A 19,035-nucleotide genomic window follows, 5' to 3' on the forward strand; every position below is an offset into this window, starting at 1 on the left:
GATCCGAAGGACGGAGCGCACCGAATGCCGCGCATTGTAGCCGCAAGCCGTAGGACTGGCACCTAACCGATTTGCCGAGCGGAGCGTCGAATCAGGCCGATCACCGGCAACAGGCCCACCAACACCAACGTGAGTGCGGGTAATGAGGCTCGCGCCCATTCCCCTTCGCTGGTCATTTCAAAAATTCGTACGGCCAGGGTGTCCCAGCCAAACGGGCGCATCAGCAGGGTCGCAGGCATTTCCTTGAGCACATCGACAAACACCAGCAGCGCCGCGCTCAACGTCCCCGGCAGCAACAGCGGCAGATACACTTTGCAAAACAGTCGCGGCCCACTCACGCCGAGGCTGCGCGCTGCTTCCGGCAACGAGGGACGGATTCGCGCCAGGCTGTTTTCCAACGGCCCGTAGGCCACTGCCAGGAAACGCACCAGATACGCCAGCACCAACGCCGACAGGCTGCCCAGCAACAGGGGCTTGCCCGCGCCGCCGAGCCAACTCGACAACGGCACCACCAGCTCACGGTCCAGGTAGCTGAACGCCAGCATGATCGACACCGCCAGCACCGAGCCCGGCAAGGCATAGCCGACATTGCCCAGGCTGATCCCGGAGCGAATCGCCCGCGTGGGCGCCAGGCGGTTGGCAAAGGCCAATATCAACGCCACGCTGACTGTAATCAGTGCCGCGATGCCACCCAGGTAGAGGGTATGGATGATCAAGCCGCTGTAGCGCTCATCCAGGTCGAACCGGCCACGTTGCCAGAACCAGGCGACCAGTTGCAGCATCGGGATGACAAAGGCGCAGGCGAACACCAAGCCACACCACGTGCTGGCTGCCGCCGCCTTGAAACCGCGCAGGTGGTACAACGCCTTGCCGCGTGGCCGCTCATTACTCGGGCGGCTGGCGCCTCGGGCACGTCGTTCGCCGTACAGCACCAGCATCACCACCAGAAGCAGCAGGCTGGCCAGTTGGGCGGCGCTGGAAAGGCTGAAAAAGCCGTACCAGGTCTTGTAGATGGCCGTGGTGAAGGTGTCGAAGTTGAACACCGAGACAGCGCCGAAGTCCGCCAGGGTTTCCATCAGTGCCAAGGCGACGCCGGCACCAATCGCCGGCCGCGCCATGGGTAATGCGACACGCCAGAACGCTTGCCATGGCGATTGACCGAGCACCCGCGCCGCTTCCATCAGCCCTTTGCCCTGCGCCAAAAATGCAGTGCGCGCCAACAGGTAGACGTAGGGATAGAACACCAGCACCAGCACGATGATCACGCCGCTGGTAGAACGCACGCGTGGCAGGCGCAAGCCGTTGCCGAACCCTTCGCGCAGCAGGGTTTGCACCGGCCCCGCGAAATCCAGCAGGCCGACAAACACAAAGGCCAGCACGTAGGCCGGAATTGCGAAGGGCAGCATCAACGCCCAGTCGAGCCAGCGCCGCCCCGGGAATTCGCAGAGGCTGGTCAGCCAGGCCAGGCTTACGCCCAACAGCGTCACGCCGGTGCCAACGCCCAACACCAATGTCAGGGTGTTGCCCAGCAGGCGGGGCATCTGGGTTTCCCACAGGTGCGACCAGATTTGTTGATCGATGCTCTGCCAGGACAGCAACAACACGCTCAGCGGCAGCAGCACCAGTGCGGCGACGGTGAAAACCGGCAGGTACCAGCGACGTTGGGCGGGGTGGGCCAAGGAAAAGCTCTCAGAAAAATGAAAATTTTGAAGTCGCCGCCAACCAATGTGAGAGCGGGCCTGCTCGCGAAAGCGGTATATCAGTTACCCCTGTATCGACTGATACGGCCCTTTCGCGAGCAAGCCCGCTCCCACATTTAGTTCGGCGGAGCTCCACAAATTCAGTTCCAGCCAGCGCGATCCATCAGGCGAATGGCCTCAGCCTGACGTTTACCGGCCACTTCCACCGGTAGGGTATCGGCCACGAACTTGCCCCAGGTCGCGACTTCCGCCGATGGCGGCACGGCGGGGTTGGCTGGAAACTCCTGGTTCACATCGGCAAAGATCTTCTGCGCCTCAGGCGTGGTCATCCATTCCACCAAGGCCTTGGCGGCTTCCGGGTGCGGCGCATGTTTGGTCAGGCCGATGCCCGACAGGTTCACATGCACGCCACGGTCGCCCTGGTTCGGCCAGAACAGCTTCACCGCAAGGTCCGGTTTCTGCTTGTGCAGGCGGCCGTAGTAGTAAGTGTTGACGATGCCCACGTCGCACTGCCCGGCGTTGATCGCTTCGAGCACCGCGATGTCATCGGAGAACACGTCGGTAGACAAGTTGTTGACCCAGCCCTTGACGATTTCTTCGGTCTTGGCCGCGCCATGGGTTTCGATCAGCGTGGCGGTCAGCGACTGGTTGTAGACCTTCTTCGCCGTACGCAGGCACAGACGCCCTTCCCATTGCTTGTCGGCCAGCGCTTCGTAGGTGGTCAGGTCACCGGGTTTTACCCGGTCGGTGGAATAGGCAATGGTCCGCGCGCGCAGGCTCAAGCCGGTCCACGCATGGTTGGAAGAGCGGTACTGCAGGGGAATATTCTTGTCGATCACCGCAGAGGTGAACGGCTGCAGAATGCCCATTTGTTCGGCTTGCCAGAGGTTGCCGGCATCCACGGTGAGCAGCAGGTCAGCCGTGGCGTTTTCGCCTTCGGCCTTGATCCGCTGCATCAAGGGGGCTTCCTTGTCGGTGATGAACTTCACCTGCACGCCGGTCTTTTTGGTGTAGGCGTCGAACACCGGTTTGATCAGTTCGTCGATGCGCGAGGAGTAGACCACGACTTCGTCGGCTGCCTGCACGGTGGTGCTGCCGATGAGGGTGAGTGCCAGGGCAGTCAGGAGGCGTTTGGGTGCCAACATGGGTGCGGTCTCTCATTTGCAAAAAGAGGGCAAATGATAAGGACTCACATTTGGTAGCGCTTGCTGGAGGCGTTACCAGATGTTGCATAGTTGGGATTTGCGCCGAATGGGCTGGCCTCATCGGGGGCAAGCCTCCTCCCACAGGGGGCATATTTCAATTCAGGGCTTTGCGAGGTCTGGCAGGTCGCCCGTCAGCCCGAGGGCCTGGCGCACAAACACGGCCTTGGCTTCGGGCATCTGGTCGACCAGTTTCAAGCCGGCATTACGCAACCAGCGCAATGGCAGTTGGTCAGCCTGGAACAAGCGTTCAAAGCCCTCCATCGCCGCCATCAGTGCCAGGTTATGCGGCATGCGTCTACGCTCGTAGCGGCTCAGCACCTTCACATCCGCCAGGCGTTCGCCGCGCTCGGTCGCAGCCAACAGCACCTCGGCCAGCACCGCCGCGTCAAGGAAACCCAGGTTCACGCCCTGCCCGGCCAATGGGTGGATCACATGAGCGGCATCGCCAATCAACGCCAGGCCTTCGGCCACGTAGCGCTTGGCATGGCGCTGGCGCAGCGGTACGCATACGCGCGGGTCGGCGCTGATCACATTGCCCAAGCGCCCTTCAAACGCGCGCTCCAGTTCACGGCAGAAGCTGTCGTCGTCCAGCGCCATCAAGCGTTCGGACTCAGCGGGTGTGGTCGACCAGACGATCGAGCACCAATCCTCTTGCCCATCGCGCACCAGCGGCAAAAATGCCAGCGGGCCGGTATCGGTAAAGCGTTGCCACGCCGTGCGCTGGTGCGGCTGGCTGCTGCGCACGCTGGTGACGATGGCGTTGTGCAGGTAATCCCATTCGCGCGTGGCAGTGCCGGTCAGGCGTCGCACAGCAGAATTGGCGCCGTCGGCGGCCACCACCAGCGGCGCACGCAATTTGCGACCGTCGGCCAGGGTCAGCAGCCAGTCATCGCCGGAGCGACGCATCTGCTCCAGGCGCGCGTTGGCCAGCAGGCCCAGGTCGCAGTCGTGCAGGCGGTCGAGCAAGGCATCCTGAACCACCCGGTTCTCGACGATATGCCCGAGCACTTGGGCATGCACACTGGCTGCCGAAAAATGGATCTGCCCGGTGCCGCTGCCGTCCCATACCTGCATTTCACCGTAAGGGCTGGCGCGCCGTTCGACGATGCCATCCCACACGCCAAGGCGCTCCAGAATGCGCTGGCTGGCGGCCGACAAGGCGCTCACGCGGGGTTCGAAGGCCGCATCCTGGTCGAACGGTTTGACGCTCAGCGGGCTGCCATCGAGCAGCAGCACCTGCAGGCCACTGCCCTGCAACGCCAGCGCTAGGGCGCTTCCGACCATTCCGGCCCCGACAATCAGCACATCTGCGCGCATGTCCATGCTTTAAGCCTGCTTTGCTGGCGGCTTGCGCCGCACGTAAAGGGTTTTGTCGACCCGCGCCACCAGAGTGCCGGAGCCGTCATGAATCTGTACTTTGAGAAGGGGCAAGTACTTCTCGCCGCCTTCGGTTTGCCGGCGAATCTCGACCAGCAAGGCCTCGTCGATGGAAAACTCAGCGTAGACCGGGCCTTTGCCCGGCGACACGAAGTCGATGCTCGCGGCTTTGTCCCAGACGATGTAGTCGCGCCCCAGGTTCTCCATCAACAGCAACATGTAGAACGGATCGACCATCGAATACAGGCTGCCGCCAAATTGCGTACCGACGTAATTGCGGTTGTACCAGCCCAGGCCCATGCGCACCTTGGCATGGCGGAAATCAGCACTGAGCTCCTGCACCCGGATTCCCGCGCCCAGGTACGGCGGGTACAGGGACAGCACCCAGCGCAACAGCCGCGCCTTGCCCAGGCGTCGGGTCAGCCAGTTAAGCATCAGGGCGTGTGCCCAGGCCCATGGCCTGACGGGCGAACCAGCGTTTGGCGGGCGGCAACAAATCCAGGCCCAGCAGGCCCAGGTTACGGCCCAATGTCACTAACGGTTGCGCACTGCCAAACAGTCGGGTCACTTGATCGGAGAAACCTACGGTCAGTTGCTGGTCCTGGCGCTGGCGCTCGCGATAGCGCTGCAAGGTTGCCAGGTCGCCCGGCACTGCCGGCCCAGCCAGCAAGGCCTCGGCCAAGGCGTTCGCGTCGCGCAGGGACAGGTTGAAACCCTGCCCGGCAATCGGGTGCAGGCTGTGGGCGGCATTACCGAGGATCGCCAGGTGCGAGCGCACTTGCTCTTCAGCCTCCACCAGCGTCAGCGGGTACAAATGGCGGGCGCCGACTTGTTTCAGCGTGCCCAGGCGGTAGCCGAACACGCCCTGCAATTCACTGAGGAAACTGCGTTCATCAAGGTTGGCCAGGCGCTGGGCGTCCATGCCGATGCGCGTCCACACCAGCGCGCAACGGTTGTCCGGCAGCGGCAGCAAGGCCATTGGGCCTTCGTCGGTAAAGCGCTCGAACGCCTCGCCGTTGTGCGCTTCGCTTGGGGTGATGTTGGCGATCAGCGCGCTCTGGTTGTAGGGCCGGGTTTTGACGCCGATGCCCAATTGCTCGCGCAAACCGGAGCGGCCGCCATCGGCCAATACCGCAAGGTCGCATTCCAGCACGGTTTCGTCGTTGAGCGTCAGGCGATAACCGTCGGGCAGTGGTTCCATGCGGGTGACTTCGGCCGGGCAGCGCCAACTGACCACTTCTTTGTCCAAACCCTGCCACAGGCACTGGCCGAGCCAGGCGTTTTCCACCACGTAGCCAAGGGCCGGCACGCCCTCCTCCATGGCGGACAAGCGCGCAGTGGAGAAGCGGCCTCGGTCCGACACGTGAATCTGTTTGATCGGCTCGGCGCGTCGGGAAATGGCCTGCCACAGGCCCAAACGCTGATAAATCTGCCGAGCGCCATAGGACAGCGCCGAAGAACGCGCGTCGTAGCTCGGTTGGTAACTGTCGCCTGGCGCGAACGGTTCGATCAGCACGATTTTCCAACCCCGCGCCTTGGCACCCGCCTGCAAGGCCAACGCCAGGCTGGCGCCTACCAGCCCGCCGCCGATGATGGCCAGGTTGACCCGGCTCATCGGGCAGCCGCCATCAGCGCTTCGATGTCGGCGACGGTCTTGGGCACGCCGCCGGTCAGAATTTCACAGCCTTGCTTGGTCACTACCACGTCGTCCTCGATGCGTACGCCAATGCCACGCCATTTCTTCGCCACGTTCTGGTTGTCCGGCGAAATATAGATGCCGGGTTCCACGGTCAAGGCCATGCCGACTTCCAGCACCCGCCATTCGCCGCCCACTTTGTATTCGCCCACATCATGCACGTCCATGCCCAGCCAATGGCCGGCGCGGTGCATATAAAAAGCGCGGTAGGCTTCGCTGGCGATCAACTCGTCGACGTCGCCTTGCAGCAGTCCCAGTTTTACCAGCCCGGCGGTGATGACGCGCACCGTTGCCTCGTGGGCCTGGTTCCAATGCTTGTTCGGCGCGATCTCGGCAAAGGCGGCTTCCTGGGAGGCCAGCACAATCTCGTAGATCGCCTTTTGCTCGGGCGAAAACCTGCCGTTGACCGGCCAGGTGCGGGTGATGTCGCTGGCGTAGCAGTCGATCTCGCAACCGGCGTCGATCAGCACCAGGTCGCCATCCTTGAGCACGGCGTCATTCTGCTGGTAATGCAGGATGCAGCTGTTACGCCCGGCAGCGACGATGGAGCCATAGGCCGGCATTTTCGCGCCGCCCTTGCGGAATTCGTAATCCAGCTCGGCTTCGAGGCTGAACTCATATAACCCGGCGCGGCTGGCCTGCATCGCTTTAACATGCGCCGCACAGGAAATTCGCGCGGCCTCGCGCATCACCTTCACTTCTGCCGCCGATTTATACAGGCGCATGTCGTGAAGCAGGTGATCCAGGGCAACAAACTCGTTCGGTGGCTGGGCGCCCAGGTGCGCTTTAGAGCGGATCACGTTGATCCACTCCATCACGTGCCGGTCGAATTCGGCGTTGCTGCCCATGGCCGAATACACCCGGTCACGGCCTTCGATCAGGCCGGGCAGGATGTCGTCGATGTCAGTGATGGGGAAGGCATCGTCGGCGCCAAAGTCACGGATCGCGCCTTCGGTGCCCGCACGCAGGCCGTCCCACAATTCGCGCTCGGCATTGCGCTCGCGGCAGAACAGCACGTACTCGCCGTGCTGGCGACCGGGCATCAGCACGATCACCGCTTCCGGTTCAGGGAAGCCGCTCAGGTACTGAAAGTCGCTGTCCTGGCGGTAAACATGCTCGACATCACGGTTGCGGATCGCCACGGCGGCGGCCGGCAGAATTGCGATGCTGTTGGGTTCCATCTGCGCCATGAGCGCCTTGCGGCGACGGGTGTATTCCGCTTTCGGGATATGGATCATGGGCAGAGGGGCTTCCTTTCTTAGTGCAGCGACGGCTTGGGTGCGGCTGGCTCAGCGGCTTTCTTGGTCTCGGTGAACAGCAGCAGCGGCGCGACGCGCAGGTATTCCATGACTTCCATGTAATCGCCTTCGCCGTCTTCGGACTCTTCCAGGGCGTCTTGCACCTGGGAAATGGCCGCCAGGTCCTGCAGCACTTCCTTGGCGTCGGTGCTCAGTTCCAGGCCACCGGCGTTCACGCCGAAACCGTGGAGGAAACCCTGGCACCATTGGCCCAGCGCAGCGGCGCGCTCGGTCAGCGGCGCGTCGTCGGTCGGCAGCAGCAGGACCACGGTGACGTCATCACCGGTCAGCTCGCCTTTGACCATCTCTTGCAGGCCGATCAGCGCGTTACGCACGTTCTCGGTCGGCTCGGTTTCCAGCAGCTCGGCTACATCAGCCAGCCAATTGTCGGCATCAAAGCCAACACCGGTGCAGCTGCGGCCCAACAGTACGCCGTGCAGTTCGGCAGGCGAGCAAGGATGACCGCTGGTGCTCAGCAGTTTGGAAAAAGCGTCGTACGGGGAGTTCTGAATAGGCATGGTGAGCTAGGCGCCAGACGGCGCAATGTCTAGAATGAAGCGCTGTATCCTAGCACCGGCAGACGTACCAAGACTATCGAGGGCGTCAGATCGTTTATCCTGCAGTTGCCATTCATCAGACAAATCCAGTGGAACCCAATGGAAGACACCGACCTGCAAGCGCTGATGGCCAGACTCGAATTGCTAATTGATCGGGTCGAGCAACTTAAGAGTCAAAACGGACTCCTATTAGCTCAGGAAAAGACCTGGCGCGAGGAACGCGCTCACCTCATTGAAAAAAACGAAATCGCCCGGCGTAAGGTCGAATCGATGATTTCGCGCCTGAAGGCCCTGGAGCAAGACTCATGAGTTCAAGCAATAGCGTTACCGTGCAGATCCTCGACAAAGAATATTCGATCATCTGCCCCCAGGAAGAACGCAGCAACCTGGTGAGTGCTGCCCGTTACCTGGATGGCAAGATGCGTGAAATCCGCAGCAGCGGCAAAGTCATCGGCGCCGATCGTATCGCCGTGATGGCCGCGCTGAACATTACCCACGATTTGCTGCATAAGCAGGAACGGCCTGACGTGCAGGCCAGTGGTTCGACGCGCGAGCAAGTGCGCGACCTGCTGGAACGGGTTGATCTGGTACTTTCTACCGATCCAGAGCCACCCAAGGGCTGATTGCCGAGTCTGTTTAAGGTATACTCGCCCCACTCCCTGGCGTGTTTGCCAGTCGGCGATGTCCCTGAGCCGATTCGCACTACCCTGGAAGTTGCACGTTGGGCTGGTGTGCATGTCCGCTAGACGGAAAGCCTTAAAGCCTACTGCATCTTCCACCTTGAACTTTCGGGTTCAAGGGCTAAGTCGACAGCGGCTCTGTCGGGGAGCCTGAATTCCAAACTCAATGCCAGTCCTCGGACTGGCATTGTTTTATGAGCCGAAAAACCATGACCGAACCTGCGCCGCTTTCCCGTCCGCAACTTCGACGCATGTTGCGCAAAGCCCGCCGCGAACTGACGCCGAGCGAGCAGCGCAAGGCCGCCCTTGGCCTGTATCGGCAACTGGCACAGCACCCGCTGTTTCGCCGGGCCAAACATATTTCCTTATATCTACCGACGGACGGTGAAATCGATCCGCGCCTGCTGCTGCGCGCCGCTCAGCGCCGGGGCAAGGCCACTTACCTGCCAGTGCTCAGTGCCTGGCCGCGAACCAAGATGGTGTTCCAGCGCGTGCGGCCTGGGGATAAGTTGTCGCCCAACCGTTTTCGTATCCTGGAGCCGCAAGTGAATGCCAATCGCCAGCGCCGCGTCTGGGCGCTCGACCTGGTGTTGCTGCCGCTGGTGGGGTTCGATGATGTGGGTGGGCGTCTGGGCATGGGCGGTGGGTTTTACGACCGCAGCCTGGCCTACCTCGCCAGGCGCCAGAGTTGGCGCGCGCCGGCGCTGCTGGGGCTGGCCCATGAATGTCAGAAAGTCGAGCGCCTGGCGCAGGCAAGCTGGGATGTGCCGCTGGCGGGCACCGTCACGGATAAGCAGTGGTATGTCGCACAAACGTCGCTGGAACCAGCGACGCCTTGAAGGGTGTTAACGCTTGAACGGTTGCGGCTGCTGCTGAGCCAGCTCAACCGGCGCATCGGTCTTGTTCGACCACAAGCTCTGGGCATACCCGGTGGTCACGACGCCCAGACCAAACAAAATAACCAAAATCCATAGTAAATCCGGTTTACGTTGCATCGATTGCCCCCCTTCAGGCACCTCGTACACGATGACAACAACGTTCCAAAGTAGTCCGTTGCAGCTGCGCCAAGCTTAAAAGCGCGCATTCTGCGGTAACGTGGACCAACACGCAAACCTTGGCGCCAACCGACTGTCGGTTTGTCATGGAATTGCCCGACAACTTGCCCAATGCCTTTTTCAGGAGCCCAACAATGGCCTACTGGCTGATGAAATCCGAGCCCGACGAACTGTCCATCAAGGGCCTGGAAACGCTCGGCGAATCTCGCTGGGACGGCGTGCGCAATTACCAGGCACGCAATTTCCTGCGCGCCATGGCCGTCGGTGACGAGTTTTTCTTTTACCACTCCAGCTGCCCTGAGCCCGGCATTGCCGGCATCGGCAAGATCGTCGAGGCAGCCTACCCGGACCCGGCAGCGTTGGAGCCACAAAGCCACTATTTCGACGCCAAGGCCAGCCCGGAGAAAAATCCGTGGAGTGCAATCAACGTGGCCCACGTCGAGACCTTCGCAAAGGTGCTGGGCCTGGGCTATCTGAAACAACAAAGCGCCCTCGCCGAATTGCCTTTGGTGCAAAAAGGCAGCCGACTGTCGGTGATGCCGGTGACCGCCGAGCAGTGGGCGGCGGTGCTCGCACTGCGCTGAAAGGGCAGAACCCTGCGGTCACACTTCTGGCGCATGCATCTGCGTGCCATGCGGGTTAGGCTTGCGCTTCATTTGACCGGTATCAACGGCCGCCCCGGCGCTATCGGTCAAACTAGGATGCTAATGCCGCAGGATGCAGCCATGTCTACGAACCATCATATGTCGCGCCTTTTCGCCATCGCCCTGATCGTCCTGTTACTGGGCGCAGGCGGTTTCGGTTACTGGCGATCAACCCAGGACCGCCTGCCCGAAGGCTTGAGCATGGGCAATGGCCGCCTGGAATCCACCGAAGTACAGATCGCCGCGAAGATCCCCGGGCGCCTGGCCGAAGTGCGCGTGGATGAAGGCGACAAGGTGCTCAAGGGCCAATTGCTCGCGCGCATGGACACCCGCACCCTCGAAGCCCAGCGTGCTCAGGCCGAAGCCGAAGTGCTGCGCGCCAAGGAAAACTTCGCCGCCGCCGAGGCCAACGTGCAGTTGCGCCAAAGCGAGCAGTTGCTGGCCAATCAGGAACTCAAGCGCACCCAGGAGCTGTACAAGCGCGGCTTCGCCAGCAGCCAGTTGATTGACCAACAGCAAGCACGCCAGAACACCGGTAATGCCGCGGTGATCGCCGCGCAAGCCCAGGTCAACTCGGTGAAGGCTGCCATCGGCGCCGCGCAAGCCCAGGTTGCGCAACTCACCAGCGAAATCGACGACAGCAGCCTGCGCGCGCCCATCGACGGCATTATCCAATTGCGCCTGGCCGAGCCAGGTGAAGTGCTCGGCGCCGGCGGTCGCGTGTTGCTGCTGATTGATCCGAATGACCAGTACATGAACCTCTACCTGCCCGCCTCCGTCACCGGTCGCCTGACCGTCGGCAGTGACGCGCGCATTCTGCTCGACGCCCTGCCCCAACAACCGCTGCCGGCCAAAATCAGCTTTGTCGCGGCTAAATCGCAGTTCACGCCCAAGGAAGTGGAGACCCGCGACGAACGCCAGAAGCTGGTGTTTCGCGTCAAGCTGCGCCTGACCCAACCCAGTGCCGTACCGCAAGCCAAACCGGGCATGCCCGGCGCCGGCTACGTGCGCACGGCAGATATCGACTGGCCGGCCAACCTGCAATGACCGGCCTGGCGCTGCACGCCACGGGCATCAACCATCGCTACGGCAAGCAACAGGCACTGATCGACATTGCCTTCAGCCTGCCCGCCGGCACGCGCTGCGGGTTGATCGGTCCGGATGGCGCGGGCAAATCGAGCTTGCTGGGGTTGATCGCCGGGGTTAAAAAACTTCAAGACGGTCAACTGGAAGTGCTCGGCGGCTCCATCGAGGATCGCCGCCACCGCAACAGCCTGTACCCGCGTATTGCCTTCATGCCCCAAGGCCTGGGCGGCAACCTGTATCCGGAATTGTCCATCAGCGAGAACATCCGCTTCTTCGCCACACTGTTCGGTCTGTCGAAAGCCGATTGCGAACAGCGCATGCACAACCTGCTGCTGGCCACCGACCTTGCGCGCTTCGCCGAGCGCCCGGCCGGCAAGTTGTCCGGCGGCATGAAACAGAAACTCGGCCTGTGCTGTGCACTGATCCACGACCCGGACCTGTTGATCCTCGACGAGCCCACCACCGGCGTCGACCCGCTGTCGCGCCGACGCTTTTGGGAACTGGTCGACAGCGTACGCCGCGAGCGCCCGCAACTGACGCTGCTGGTGGCAACGGCCTACATGGAAGAAGCCGAGCAGTTCGAACATTGCCTGATGCTCGATCGCGGCAAACTCATCGCCGACGGCCTGAGCCGCGAACTGGCAGCCGCGACACCCAGCGGCAAACTCGATGAAGCCTTTACCCATTTCCAGGGCGACAGCGCCCACAACAATCAGCCGTTGGTGATCCCGCCGCGCGAAAGCAGCAACACCGATATCGCCATCGAAGCCCACGAGGTGACCCTGCGCTTTGGTGATTTCACGGCGGTAAACAAGGTCAGCTTCGCGATTGGCCGCGGTGAGATTTTCGGCTTTCTCGGCTCCAACGGCTGCGGCAAAACCACCACGATGAAGGTCCTCACCGGGCTGATGCCGGCCACCGAGGGCAGTGCCACGCTGCTCGGCAACCCGGTGAATGCCAAGGACCTGGCGACCCGCAAGCGCGTTGGGTTCATGTCGCAAAGTTTCTCGCTGTACGGCGAACTCAGCGTGCGCCAGAACCTGATGTTGCACGCGCAGCTGTTCGATTTGCCCAAGGCCGACAGCGGCCCGCGTATCGATGAGTTGATTCAGCGCTTCGACCTCGGCGAGGTGGCCGAGCAGCCTTCCGGCGAATTGCCCCTTGGCCTGCGCCAGCGCCTGTCATTGGCCGTGGCGGTGCTGCATCGCCCGGAAGTGCTGATCCTCGATGAGCCCACCTCGGGCGTCGACCCGGCAGCGCGGGATGACTTCTGGCGGCTGCTGATCGAGCTGTCCCGCGAACAAGGCGTGACGATCTTCCTGTCCACCCATTTCATGAACGAAGCCCAGCGCTGCGACCGCATCTCTCTGATGCACGCGGGTAAAGTGCTGGCGTGCGACACACCCGACGCCCTGCAACAGCAATTTCACGGCGACACCCTAGAAGCCGCGTTCGTCACCTGCCTGGAGCAAGCTCAAGGCGCCCCCGAACCCGCAGCACCCAGCAGCACCGTCAGCGAAACCAGTGCGCCGCCCGTGAGCAAGCGTGGTTTCAGTCTTTCTCGGCTGCTGGCCGTGGCCAGCCGCGAAGGCAAAGAGCTGCTGCGCGACAAAGTGCGCATGGCCTTTGCCCTGCTCGGGGCGATGTTCATGATGGTGATCTTCGGCTACGGCATTTCCCTGGACGTGGAAAACCTCGCCTTCGCCGTCTACGACCAGGACCAGACCCCACAAAGCCGCGCCTACCTCGAAGCCTTCCGCAGTTCGCGCTACTTCGCCGAGCAGGCGCCGATTCGCGATGCGAGCGAACTGCACCGGCGCCTGCAACGCTCGGAAATCAAATTGGCCCTGGAAATCCCGCCGGGTTTTGGCCGCGACCTGTACGCCGGCCGCCAACCCACCGTGGCCGCATGGATCGACGGCGGCATGCCGTTTCGCGCGGAAACCAGCCGTAACTACGTGGAAGCCGTCCATCAAGGCAACCTTCAGCAACTCGCCGACCTGAGCAGCCTGCCCCGCAGCACTCAAGCTGCCGCCAAGCTGGAAACGCGCTTTCGCTACAACCAGGACGTGGTCAGCGTGAATGCCATCGGCCCCGGCGTGATGGCGCTGATCCTGGCGTTTATCCCGGCGATGCTCACCGCACTGGGCATCGTGCGCGAAAAAGAGCTGGGCTCGATCACCAACTTCTATGCCACGCCCCTGACCCGCCTGGAATTTCTGCTGGGCAAGCAGGCGCCGTACCTGGCCGTTAGCCTGGTCAACCTGGCGTTGCTGGTGGCCATGAACCGTTGGTTGTTCGGCGTGCCATTCAAGGGCAGCGGCCTGGCGCTGGCATTCGGCGGCCTGCTGTATGTGTTGGCCACCACCAGCATGGGCTTGCTGATTTCGGCATTCACACGCACACAGATCGCGGCAATCCTGGGCACCATGATCATCACCAGCCTGCCGACCATCCAGTTCTCCGGGCTGATCGTGCCGCGCTCATCCCTGGAAGGCGCCGCCGCGCTGATGGGCATGCTGTTTCCCGCCGGGCACTTTCTCGACATCGCCGTGGGCACCTTCACCAAGGCCCTCGACCTGCGCCAGTTGTGGCCGCAATGCCTGGCGCTGTTCGGGTTTTTCGTCGGGTTCACCGGCCTGAGCCTGATCATGCTCAAGAAGCAGGAGGCGTGATGCACAAGCTCGCTCATATCCTGCGCCTGGGCTTTAAGGAATTGACCAGCCTGCGCCATGACAGCGTATTGCTGCTGTTTCTGGCCTACGCCTTCACCGTCGCGATCTACATGCCCGCCGCAGGTTCGGTGATTGGCGTGCACAACGCCAGCGTGGCCTTTGTTGATGAAGACCACAGCGCGCTCTCGCGGCAAATGGCCGAGGCGTTGCAACCGCCCGAATTCCAGCCGCCTGCACCGCTGGCCTACGACCAACTGGACAAGGTCATGGACAGCGGCGAGTACACATTCGTGATCAACGTGCCGGCCAATTTCCAGGCCGACCTGCTGGCCGGGCGCCAGCCGGGTGTGCAGGTCAACGTGGATGCCACGGCGATGAGCCAGGCGTTTATGGGCGCAGGTTACATCGGCAGGATTTTCCAGCGCGAATTGCTCAACTACAGCGGCCAAACCGACGCCAGCCAGAAGGCGCCTGCACTGCTGACCACCCGCGCGCTGTTCAATACCAACCTGGAAGGCGGCTGGTTTCTGGCGGTGATCCAGATCGTCAATAACATCACCATCCTCGCGATTGTGCTGACCGGCACCGCGCTGCTGCGCGAACGCGAGCACGGCACCCTCGACCATTTGCTGGTGCTGCCGCTGACCGCGCTGGAAATCATGCTGGCAAAAATCTGGAGCAACATGCTGGTGGTGGTGCTGTGCACGTGGCTGTCGCTGGAGCTGGTGGTCAAAGGCCTGCTCGGCGTGCCGTTGGCCGGCTCTCTGAGCCTGTTTCTGTTTGTGACCGCGCTGTATTTGTTTGCGAGCACCGCGTTGGGGATATTCCTTGCCACGCTCGCCCGCTCGACGCCGCAGTTCGGGCTGCTGGCGATTCCGGTGATCATCCCGATGCTGTTGCTGTCGGGCGGCAGCACGCCGCTGGATAGCATGCCCGAGTGGTTGCAATGGGTGATGCAGGGATCGCCGTCCACACACTTTGTGAGTTTGAGCGCGGCGATTCTGTTCAGGGACGCAGGCGTGAGCGTGGTGTGGCCGGATGTGCTGGCGCTGGCGGGGATTGGGTCAGTGTTTTTTGCAGTAGCACTGGCTCGGTTCAGAAAGAGCCTGGCCTCTTAATTGTGGCGAGCGGGCTTGTTGTGGCGAGCGGGCTTGCCCCGCGTTGGGCTGCGCAGCAGCCCCATTCAGATTCACCACATTGTTTCAGGTGTACCGCGGCGTATGGTATGGGGCGGCTTCGCCACCCAACGCGGGGCAAGCCCGCTCGCCACGACACGCCCGCTCGCCACAAGGAACCGTTACTGGATGATCAGGTTGTTGAACAACAGGTCTTCCACCACCGGCTTGCCGGTCTCGTCGTTCATCACTTGCTGGGTTTGCTTGAGGGCTTCCTGGCGCAGCTTTTCTTTGCCCTCAACGGTGCTCATGGCCTCATTGGTCTGCTGAGTAAACAACGCCACCAACTGATTCCGGATCAACGCATCGTTGGCTTTGACCGCAGCGGCGGCTTCAGGCCCGGTCACGCGCAAGGCAATGTCGGCCTTGAACACCTTGAGTTTTGCGGAGCCGTCCAGGCCATAGTTGCCCACGAACGGCGGCGTCAGGCTGATATAGCTGACCTTCGGTGCCTCGCCTTCTTTCGCTTCTTCGGCCTGGGCTGCCATCGGCAAGGTCAGGGCAAGCATCAACAGGATCCACGCTTTCACAGTTCATTCCTCAAATTCGGTTGCCGGGTAGCATAACGCTAGCAAGGCTGAGCACAAGCTTATGGCGACTTATCAGGCCTGGGCATGCTCGTTGACCCACGGGCGTACCCTCCTACACTTATCGGCCATGACGCCAAAAGGAATAGTCCGATGAAAGCTGTGCTGTGCAAAGCCTTCGGCCCCGCCGAAACCCTGGTGCTGGAAGAGATCGCAAGCCCGGCGATCAAGAAGAACGAAATCCTGCTGGACGTGCACGCAGCCGGGGTGAATTTCCCGGACACCTTGATCATCGAGGGCAAATACCAGTTCAAGCCGCCCTTCCCGTTCTCGCCGGGTGGCGAAGCGGCGGGCGTGATCAGTGAAGTGGGCGAGAAGGTCAGCCATTTGAAAGTCGGCGACCGGGTCATGGCGCTGACCGGCTGGGGCAGCTTTGCCGAACAGGTCGCGGTCCCCGGCTACAACGTGCTGCCGATCCCGGCGAGCATGGATTTCAACGTCGCCGCCGCGTTCAGCATGACTTACGGCACCTCGATGCATGCCTTGAAACAACGGGCCAATCTGCAGCCTGGCGAAACCCTGCTGGTGCTCGGCGCCTCTGGCGGCGTGGGCCTGGCCGCCGTGGAAATCGGCAAGGCCATGGGTGCCCGCGTGATCGCCGCCGCCAGCAGCGCCGACAAACTCGCCGTGGCCAAGGCAGCCGGTGCAGACGAGTTGATCAACTACAGCGAAGCCAGCCTCAAGGATGAGATCAAGCGCCTGACCGACGGCAACGGTGTCGATGTGATCTACGACCCGGTGGGCGGCGATCTGTTTGACCAGGCCGTTCGTGGCATCGCCTGGAACGGCCGCCTGTTGGTGGTGGGTTTTGCCAGCGGGCGTATTCCCGAGCTGCCGGTGAACCTGGCGCTGCTCAAAGGTGCGTCGGTGGTCGGGGTGTTCTGGGGTTCGTTTGCCCAGCGCCAGCCGCAGGACAATGCGGCGAATTTCCAGCAACTGTTCACCTGGTACGCCGAGGGCAAGTTGAAGCCGCTGGTGTCGCAGCTGTATCCGCTGGAGCAGGCTGCCCAGGCGATCAATGATCTGGGGCAGCGCAAAGCGGTGGGCAAGGTCGTCGTTCAGACCCGCTGATTGATCTGAAACGCGGTCAATGTGGGAGCGGGCTTGCTCACTCCCACATTTGGATTCCCATCGTTCTGAAGAACGCAATCACGACCCACACTTGCCTATTAGCGACATGTTCATAAGAGAACATGCAATCACTCCGATTTCCTGTGTTTGCGGATAAGAGGCGATGCTATTTTCGGTAACGAAACTGTAACATTCGCATCCGCAGTCAAAACAAGAAATTTGGAGCTCTTGAATGTTTGCTTTCTTTCGTCCTGCCGCACACCAGGCGCCCCTGCCTGAAGAAAAAATAGACAGTACCTACCGACGGCTGCGCTGGCAGATCTTCGCCGGTATTTTCTTTGGTTACGCCGGTTACTACCTGCTGCGCAAAAACTTCTCGCTGGCCATGCCGTACCTGATCGACGAGGGTTACACCCGTGGTGAGCTGGGCCTGGCGATGTCGGCGATTGCGATTGCCTACGGCTTGTCCAAGTTCCTCATGGGCCTGGTGTCCGACCGCTCCAACCCACGCTATTTCCTGCCCTTCGGCCTGCTGATATCGGCCGGGGTGATGTTCATTTTCGGTTTCGCGCCTTGGGCAACGTCCAGCGTAACCATGATGTTCATTTTGCTGTTCATCAACGGCTGGGCCCAGGGCATGGGCTGGCCGCCGAGCGGACGCACCATGGTGCACTGGTGGTCGCAGAAAGAACGCGGCGGCGTGGTGTCGGTCTGGAACGTAGCGCACAACGTCGGCGGCGGCCTGATCGGCCCGCTGTTCCTGCTGGGCATGGCCTGGTTCAACGACTGGCACGCGGCGTTCTATGTGCCGGCGACAGTCGCGTTGCTGGTGGCGGCATTTGCCTTCATCACCATGCGTGACACCCCGCAATCGGTCGGCCTGCCGCCAATCGAGGAATACAAGAACGACTACCCGGAAGGCTACGACGCCAGCCACGAAGACGAATTCAGCGCCAAGGAAATCTTCGTCAAGTACGTGCTGCGCAACAAAATGCTGTGGTACATCGCCTTCGCCAACGTGTTCGTCTACCTGCTGCGCTACGGCGTATTGGACTGGGCGCCGACGTACCTCAAGGAAGCCAAGCACTTCGACGTGGATAAAACCTCGTGGGCGTACTTCTTCTATGAGTGGGCGGGTATTCCGGGCACGCTGCTGTGCGGCTGGATGTCGGACAAGATCTTTCGTGGCAACCGCGGCCTGACCGGCATCGTGTTCATGGCGTTGGTCACCGTGGCGACCCTGGTTTACTGGCTCAACCCGCCAGGCAACCCGATGATCGACATGATCGCGCTGTTCTCCATCGGCTTCCTGATTTACGGCCCGGTGATGCTGATCGGCCTGCAGGCGCTGGAACTGGCGCCGAAAAAAGCCGCGGGCACCGCTGCGGGTTTCACGGGCTTGTTTGGTTACCTGGGCGGTTCAGTGGCAGCGAGTGCGGCCATGGGCTACACCGTGGACCATTTCGGCTGGGACGGTGGTTTTGTGTTGCTGGTGGGCGCGTGCCTGTTGGCGATTGCATTCCTGATCCCAACGCTGTGGCACACCAACAGCGTCAGCGCAGCGCGTTAATCGCCTGAGCAATCCTTTGCACAACGCTTGAGCCGCGCCTCCAGATTTTTATCTGGCATGGCGTGGCTACGCAGGGCGTTAACGGTCTGCTCGACATAATCGCGCGTGGTGCCGTAACGCCCGCAAGCGCTTTGCAGCACGTGATTGAGCACGATATCGGGCAAGTTGCCGGCGTAGCTGGGCAAATGCCGCTCCAACACAAACCCCAACGCTTGTACCTGACTGCCATCTTCCAGACGGCAGCTGAGCCAGTGCGGCCGGTACGAAGGGTAAGGCATCTCGCGTTGCCACAAGGCGTAAAGCGAGGCCTCCAGCTGATCCTCCGGCAAGCGGTAGGCAAACCCGCTGCATGAGCCGCCGCGATCCAGACCGAACACCAACCCCGGCAACTCCGGCGTCCCCCGATGCTCGTGCGACCACAGGTACAAGCCCCGGTGATAGCCGTGAACCCGCGCGCGCATGCGCTGGGTCGACGAGCATTCGGGACGCCAGATCAGCGAACCATAAGCGAACAGCCAGACCGGCCCACCCTTGTGCTTGGCCATGGTGGCCTGCATCGAACTCATTAATTGCTCGTGAGTCAGTTGCGGCCCCAGATCGAGCCGCGGAGGGTAAGCCAATTGCAAAAGATCGGTTTCAATAACGGTCATGGCGGATCG

General features: G+C 61.8%; 19 protein-coding genes and 1 other RNA gene. 10 read left to right on the forward strand and 10 right to left on the reverse strand.

Features of this window, described 5'->3' with window-relative positions:
- Positions 1-62 precede the first annotated feature (62 nt).
- The 7 genes from AB5I78_RS28030 to AB5I78_RS28060 all read right to left on the reverse strand — a co-directional run bounded on the left by AB5I78_RS28030 (position 63) and on the right by AB5I78_RS28060 (position 7,794).
- Complete coding sequence (locus tag AB5I78_RS28030) at positions 63-1,679, reverse strand: iron ABC transporter permease (RefSeq protein WP_145157942.1); 1,617 nt, start codon at positions 1,677-1,679, stop codon at positions 63-65.
- Between the two features lie 161 nt (positions 1,680-1,840).
- Positions 1,841-2,845: an extracellular solute-binding protein gene (locus AB5I78_RS28035; RefSeq protein WP_369301912.1), complete on the reverse strand. Its 1,005-nt coding sequence runs from the start codon at positions 2,843-2,845 to the stop codon at positions 1,841-1,843.
- A gap of 159 nt (positions 2,846-3,004) precedes the next feature.
- Positions 3,005-4,222 carry a 2-octaprenyl-3-methyl-6-methoxy-1,4-benzoquinol hydroxylase gene (locus tag AB5I78_RS28040; protein ID WP_369301922.1) on the reverse strand — a complete coding sequence of 406 codons (1,218 nt, stop codon included), beginning with the start codon at positions 4,220-4,222 and terminating at the stop codon, positions 3,005-3,007.
- A gap of 9 nt (positions 4,223-4,231) precedes the next feature.
- Positions 4,232-4,717: a DUF4442 domain-containing protein gene (locus AB5I78_RS28045; protein ID WP_369301911.1), complete on the reverse strand. Its 486-nt coding sequence runs from the start codon at positions 4,715-4,717 to the stop codon at positions 4,232-4,234.
- Positions 4,710-5,897 (reverse strand): 2-octaprenyl-6-methoxyphenyl hydroxylase, encoded by a 1,188-nt coding sequence (ubiH, locus tag AB5I78_RS28050; protein ID WP_145157952.1) that lies wholly within the window; start codon positions 5,895-5,897, stop codon positions 4,710-4,712. The genes AB5I78_RS28045 and ubiH overlap by 8 nt, the downstream gene beginning before the upstream one ends.
- Positions 5,894-7,216 (reverse strand): Xaa-Pro aminopeptidase, encoded by a 1,323-nt coding sequence (gene pepP, locus AB5I78_RS28055; protein ID WP_106575773.1) that lies wholly within the window; start codon positions 7,214-7,216, stop codon positions 5,894-5,896. The genes ubiH and pepP overlap by 4 nt, the downstream gene beginning before the upstream one ends.
- A gap of 20 nt (positions 7,217-7,236) precedes the next feature.
- Entirely contained in the window at positions 7,237-7,794 is a 558-nt protein-coding gene (locus tag AB5I78_RS28060; protein WP_106575774.1) for a YecA family protein, read from the reverse strand.
- Positions 7,795-7,932: 138 nt separating this feature from the next.
- Between AB5I78_RS28060 and AB5I78_RS28065 the strand changes: the two genes are divergently transcribed.
- From AB5I78_RS28065 to AB5I78_RS28080, 4 genes are all read left to right on the forward strand, one after another.
- Positions 7,933-8,142, forward strand: a complete 210-nt coding sequence (locus tag AB5I78_RS28065; RefSeq protein WP_003177365.1) for a TIGR02449 family protein — start codon at positions 7,933-7,935, stop codon at positions 8,140-8,142.
- Positions 8,139-8,456: a cell division protein ZapA gene (locus tag AB5I78_RS28070; protein WP_003213956.1), complete on the forward strand. Its 318-nt coding sequence runs from the start codon at positions 8,139-8,141 to the stop codon at positions 8,454-8,456. Before AB5I78_RS28065 ends, AB5I78_RS28070 begins: the two co-directional genes overlap by 4 nt.
- A gap of 30 nt (positions 8,457-8,486) precedes the next feature.
- A non-coding RNA gene (gene ssrS / locus AB5I78_RS28075) (6S RNA) lies at positions 8,487-8,665 on the forward strand.
- 57 nt (positions 8,666-8,722) lie between these two features.
- Positions 8,723-9,352, forward strand: a complete 630-nt coding sequence (locus AB5I78_RS28080; protein ID WP_145158576.1) for a 5-formyltetrahydrofolate cyclo-ligase — start codon at positions 8,723-8,725, stop codon at positions 9,350-9,352.
- 6 nt (positions 9,353-9,358) lie between these two features.
- Here AB5I78_RS28080 and AB5I78_RS28085 read toward each other — a convergent pair whose 3' ends face one another.
- Positions 9,359-9,508 carry a hypothetical protein gene (locus tag AB5I78_RS28085; protein WP_010207387.1) on the reverse strand — a complete coding sequence of 50 codons (150 nt, stop codon included), beginning with the start codon at positions 9,506-9,508 and terminating at the stop codon, positions 9,359-9,361.
- Between the two features lie 194 nt (positions 9,509-9,702).
- Between AB5I78_RS28085 and AB5I78_RS28090 the strand changes: the two genes are divergently transcribed.
- The 4 genes from AB5I78_RS28090 (at position 9,703) to AB5I78_RS28105 (ending at position 15,091) form a co-directional block, all read left to right on the forward strand.
- Positions 9,703-10,152, forward strand: a complete 450-nt coding sequence (locus AB5I78_RS28090) for an EVE domain-containing protein (RefSeq protein ID WP_369301910.1) — start codon at positions 9,703-9,705, stop codon at positions 10,150-10,152.
- A 141-nt stretch (positions 10,153-10,293) separates the two neighbouring features.
- Positions 10,294-11,259, forward strand: coding sequence for an HlyD family secretion protein (locus AB5I78_RS28095; protein WP_369301909.1), 966 nt, complete (start codon positions 10,294-10,296; stop codon positions 11,257-11,259).
- Positions 11,256-13,973 (forward strand): ribosome-associated ATPase/putative transporter RbbA, encoded by a 2,718-nt coding sequence (gene rbbA, locus AB5I78_RS28100; protein ID WP_369301908.1) that lies wholly within the window; start codon positions 11,256-11,258, stop codon positions 13,971-13,973. Before AB5I78_RS28095 ends, rbbA begins: the two co-directional genes overlap by 4 nt.
- A complete protein-coding gene (locus tag AB5I78_RS28105) occupies positions 13,973-15,091 on the forward strand; it encodes an ABC transporter permease (RefSeq protein ID WP_369301907.1) in 1,119 nt (372 codons plus the stop codon). Before rbbA ends, AB5I78_RS28105 begins: the two co-directional genes overlap by 1 nt.
- 179 nt (positions 15,092-15,270) lie before the next feature.
- On the opposite strand, the gene AB5I78_RS28110 is transcribed toward AB5I78_RS28105, so the two are convergent.
- Complete coding sequence (locus AB5I78_RS28110) at positions 15,271-15,678, reverse strand: flagellar basal body-associated protein FliL (protein WP_106575780.1); 408 nt, start codon at positions 15,676-15,678, stop codon at positions 15,271-15,273.
- A gap of 150 nt (positions 15,679-15,828) precedes the next feature.
- On the opposite strand from AB5I78_RS28110, the gene AB5I78_RS28115 reads away from it, so the two are divergent.
- A complete protein-coding gene (locus AB5I78_RS28115; RefSeq protein ID WP_369301906.1) occupies positions 15,829-16,806 on the forward strand; it encodes an NADPH:quinone oxidoreductase family protein in 978 nt (325 codons plus the stop codon).
- 232 nt (positions 16,807-17,038) lie between these two features.
- Positions 17,039-18,376 (forward strand): glycerol-3-phosphate transporter, encoded by a 1,338-nt coding sequence (gene glpT / locus AB5I78_RS28120; RefSeq protein WP_145157973.1) that lies wholly within the window; start codon positions 17,039-17,041, stop codon positions 18,374-18,376.
- Here glpT and AB5I78_RS28125 read toward each other — a convergent pair.
- On the reverse strand, positions 18,373-19,026 hold the full coding sequence (locus tag AB5I78_RS28125) for a gamma-glutamylcyclotransferase (protein ID WP_145157976.1): 654 nt from the start codon (positions 19,024-19,026) through the stop codon (positions 18,373-18,375). The genes glpT and AB5I78_RS28125 overlap by 4 nt on opposite strands.
- Positions 19,027-19,035: the final 9 nt, after the last annotated feature.

It is taken from the genome of Pseudomonas sp. N2-3-1-14, from assembly GCF_041228395.1.
Lineage (GTDB): Bacteria > Pseudomonadota > Gammaproteobacteria > Pseudomonadales > Pseudomonadaceae > Aquipseudomonas.

Coding starts and splice junctions, on each gene's coding strand:
- AB5I78_RS28035 (WP_369301912.1), bottom strand. CDS start 2,845: ATGTTGGCACCCAAACGCCTCCTGACTGCCCTGGCACTCACCCTCATC.
- AB5I78_RS28040 (WP_369301922.1), bottom strand. CDS start 4,222: ATGCGCGCAGATGTGCTGATTGTCGGGGCCGGAATGGTCGGAAGCGCC.
- AB5I78_RS28045 (WP_369301911.1), bottom strand. CDS start 4,717: ATGCTTAACTGGCTGACCCGACGCCTGGGCAAGGCGCGGCTGTTGCGC.
- ubiH (WP_145157952.1), bottom strand. CDS start 5,897: ATGAGCCGGGTCAACCTGGCCATCATCGGCGGCGGGCTGGTAGGCGCC.
- pepP (WP_106575773.1), bottom strand. CDS start 7,216: ATGATCCATATCCCGAAAGCGGAATACACCCGTCGCCGCAAGGCGCTC.
- AB5I78_RS28060 (WP_106575774.1), bottom strand. CDS start 7,794: ATGCCTATTCAGAACTCCCCGTACGACGCTTTTTCCAAACTGCTGAGC.
- AB5I78_RS28065 (WP_003177365.1), top strand. CDS start 7,933: ATGGAAGACACCGACCTGCAAGCGCTGATGGCCAGACTCGAATTGCTA.
- AB5I78_RS28070 (WP_003213956.1), top strand. CDS start 8,139: ATGAGTTCAAGCAATAGCGTTACCGTGCAGATCCTCGACAAAGAATAT.
- AB5I78_RS28080 (WP_145158576.1), top strand. CDS start 8,723: ATGACCGAACCTGCGCCGCTTTCCCGTCCGCAACTTCGACGCATGTTG.
- AB5I78_RS28085 (WP_010207387.1), bottom strand. CDS start 9,508: ATGCAACGTAAACCGGATTTACTATGGATTTTGGTTATTTTGTTTGGT.
- AB5I78_RS28090 (WP_369301910.1), top strand. CDS start 9,703: ATGGCCTACTGGCTGATGAAATCCGAGCCCGACGAACTGTCCATCAAG.
- AB5I78_RS28095 (WP_369301909.1), top strand. CDS start 10,294: ATGTCTACGAACCATCATATGTCGCGCCTTTTCGCCATCGCCCTGATC.
- rbbA (WP_369301908.1), top strand. CDS start 11,256: ATGACCGGCCTGGCGCTGCACGCCACGGGCATCAACCATCGCTACGGC.
- AB5I78_RS28105 (WP_369301907.1), top strand. CDS start 13,973: ATGCACAAGCTCGCTCATATCCTGCGCCTGGGCTTTAAGGAATTGACC.
- AB5I78_RS28115 (WP_369301906.1), top strand. CDS start 15,829: ATGAAAGCTGTGCTGTGCAAAGCCTTCGGCCCCGCCGAAACCCTGGTG.
- glpT (WP_145157973.1), top strand. CDS start 17,039: ATGTTTGCTTTCTTTCGTCCTGCCGCACACCAGGCGCCCCTGCCTGAA.
- AB5I78_RS28125 (WP_145157976.1), bottom strand. CDS start 19,026: ATGACCGTTATTGAAACCGATCTTTTGCAATTGGCTTACCCTCCGCGG.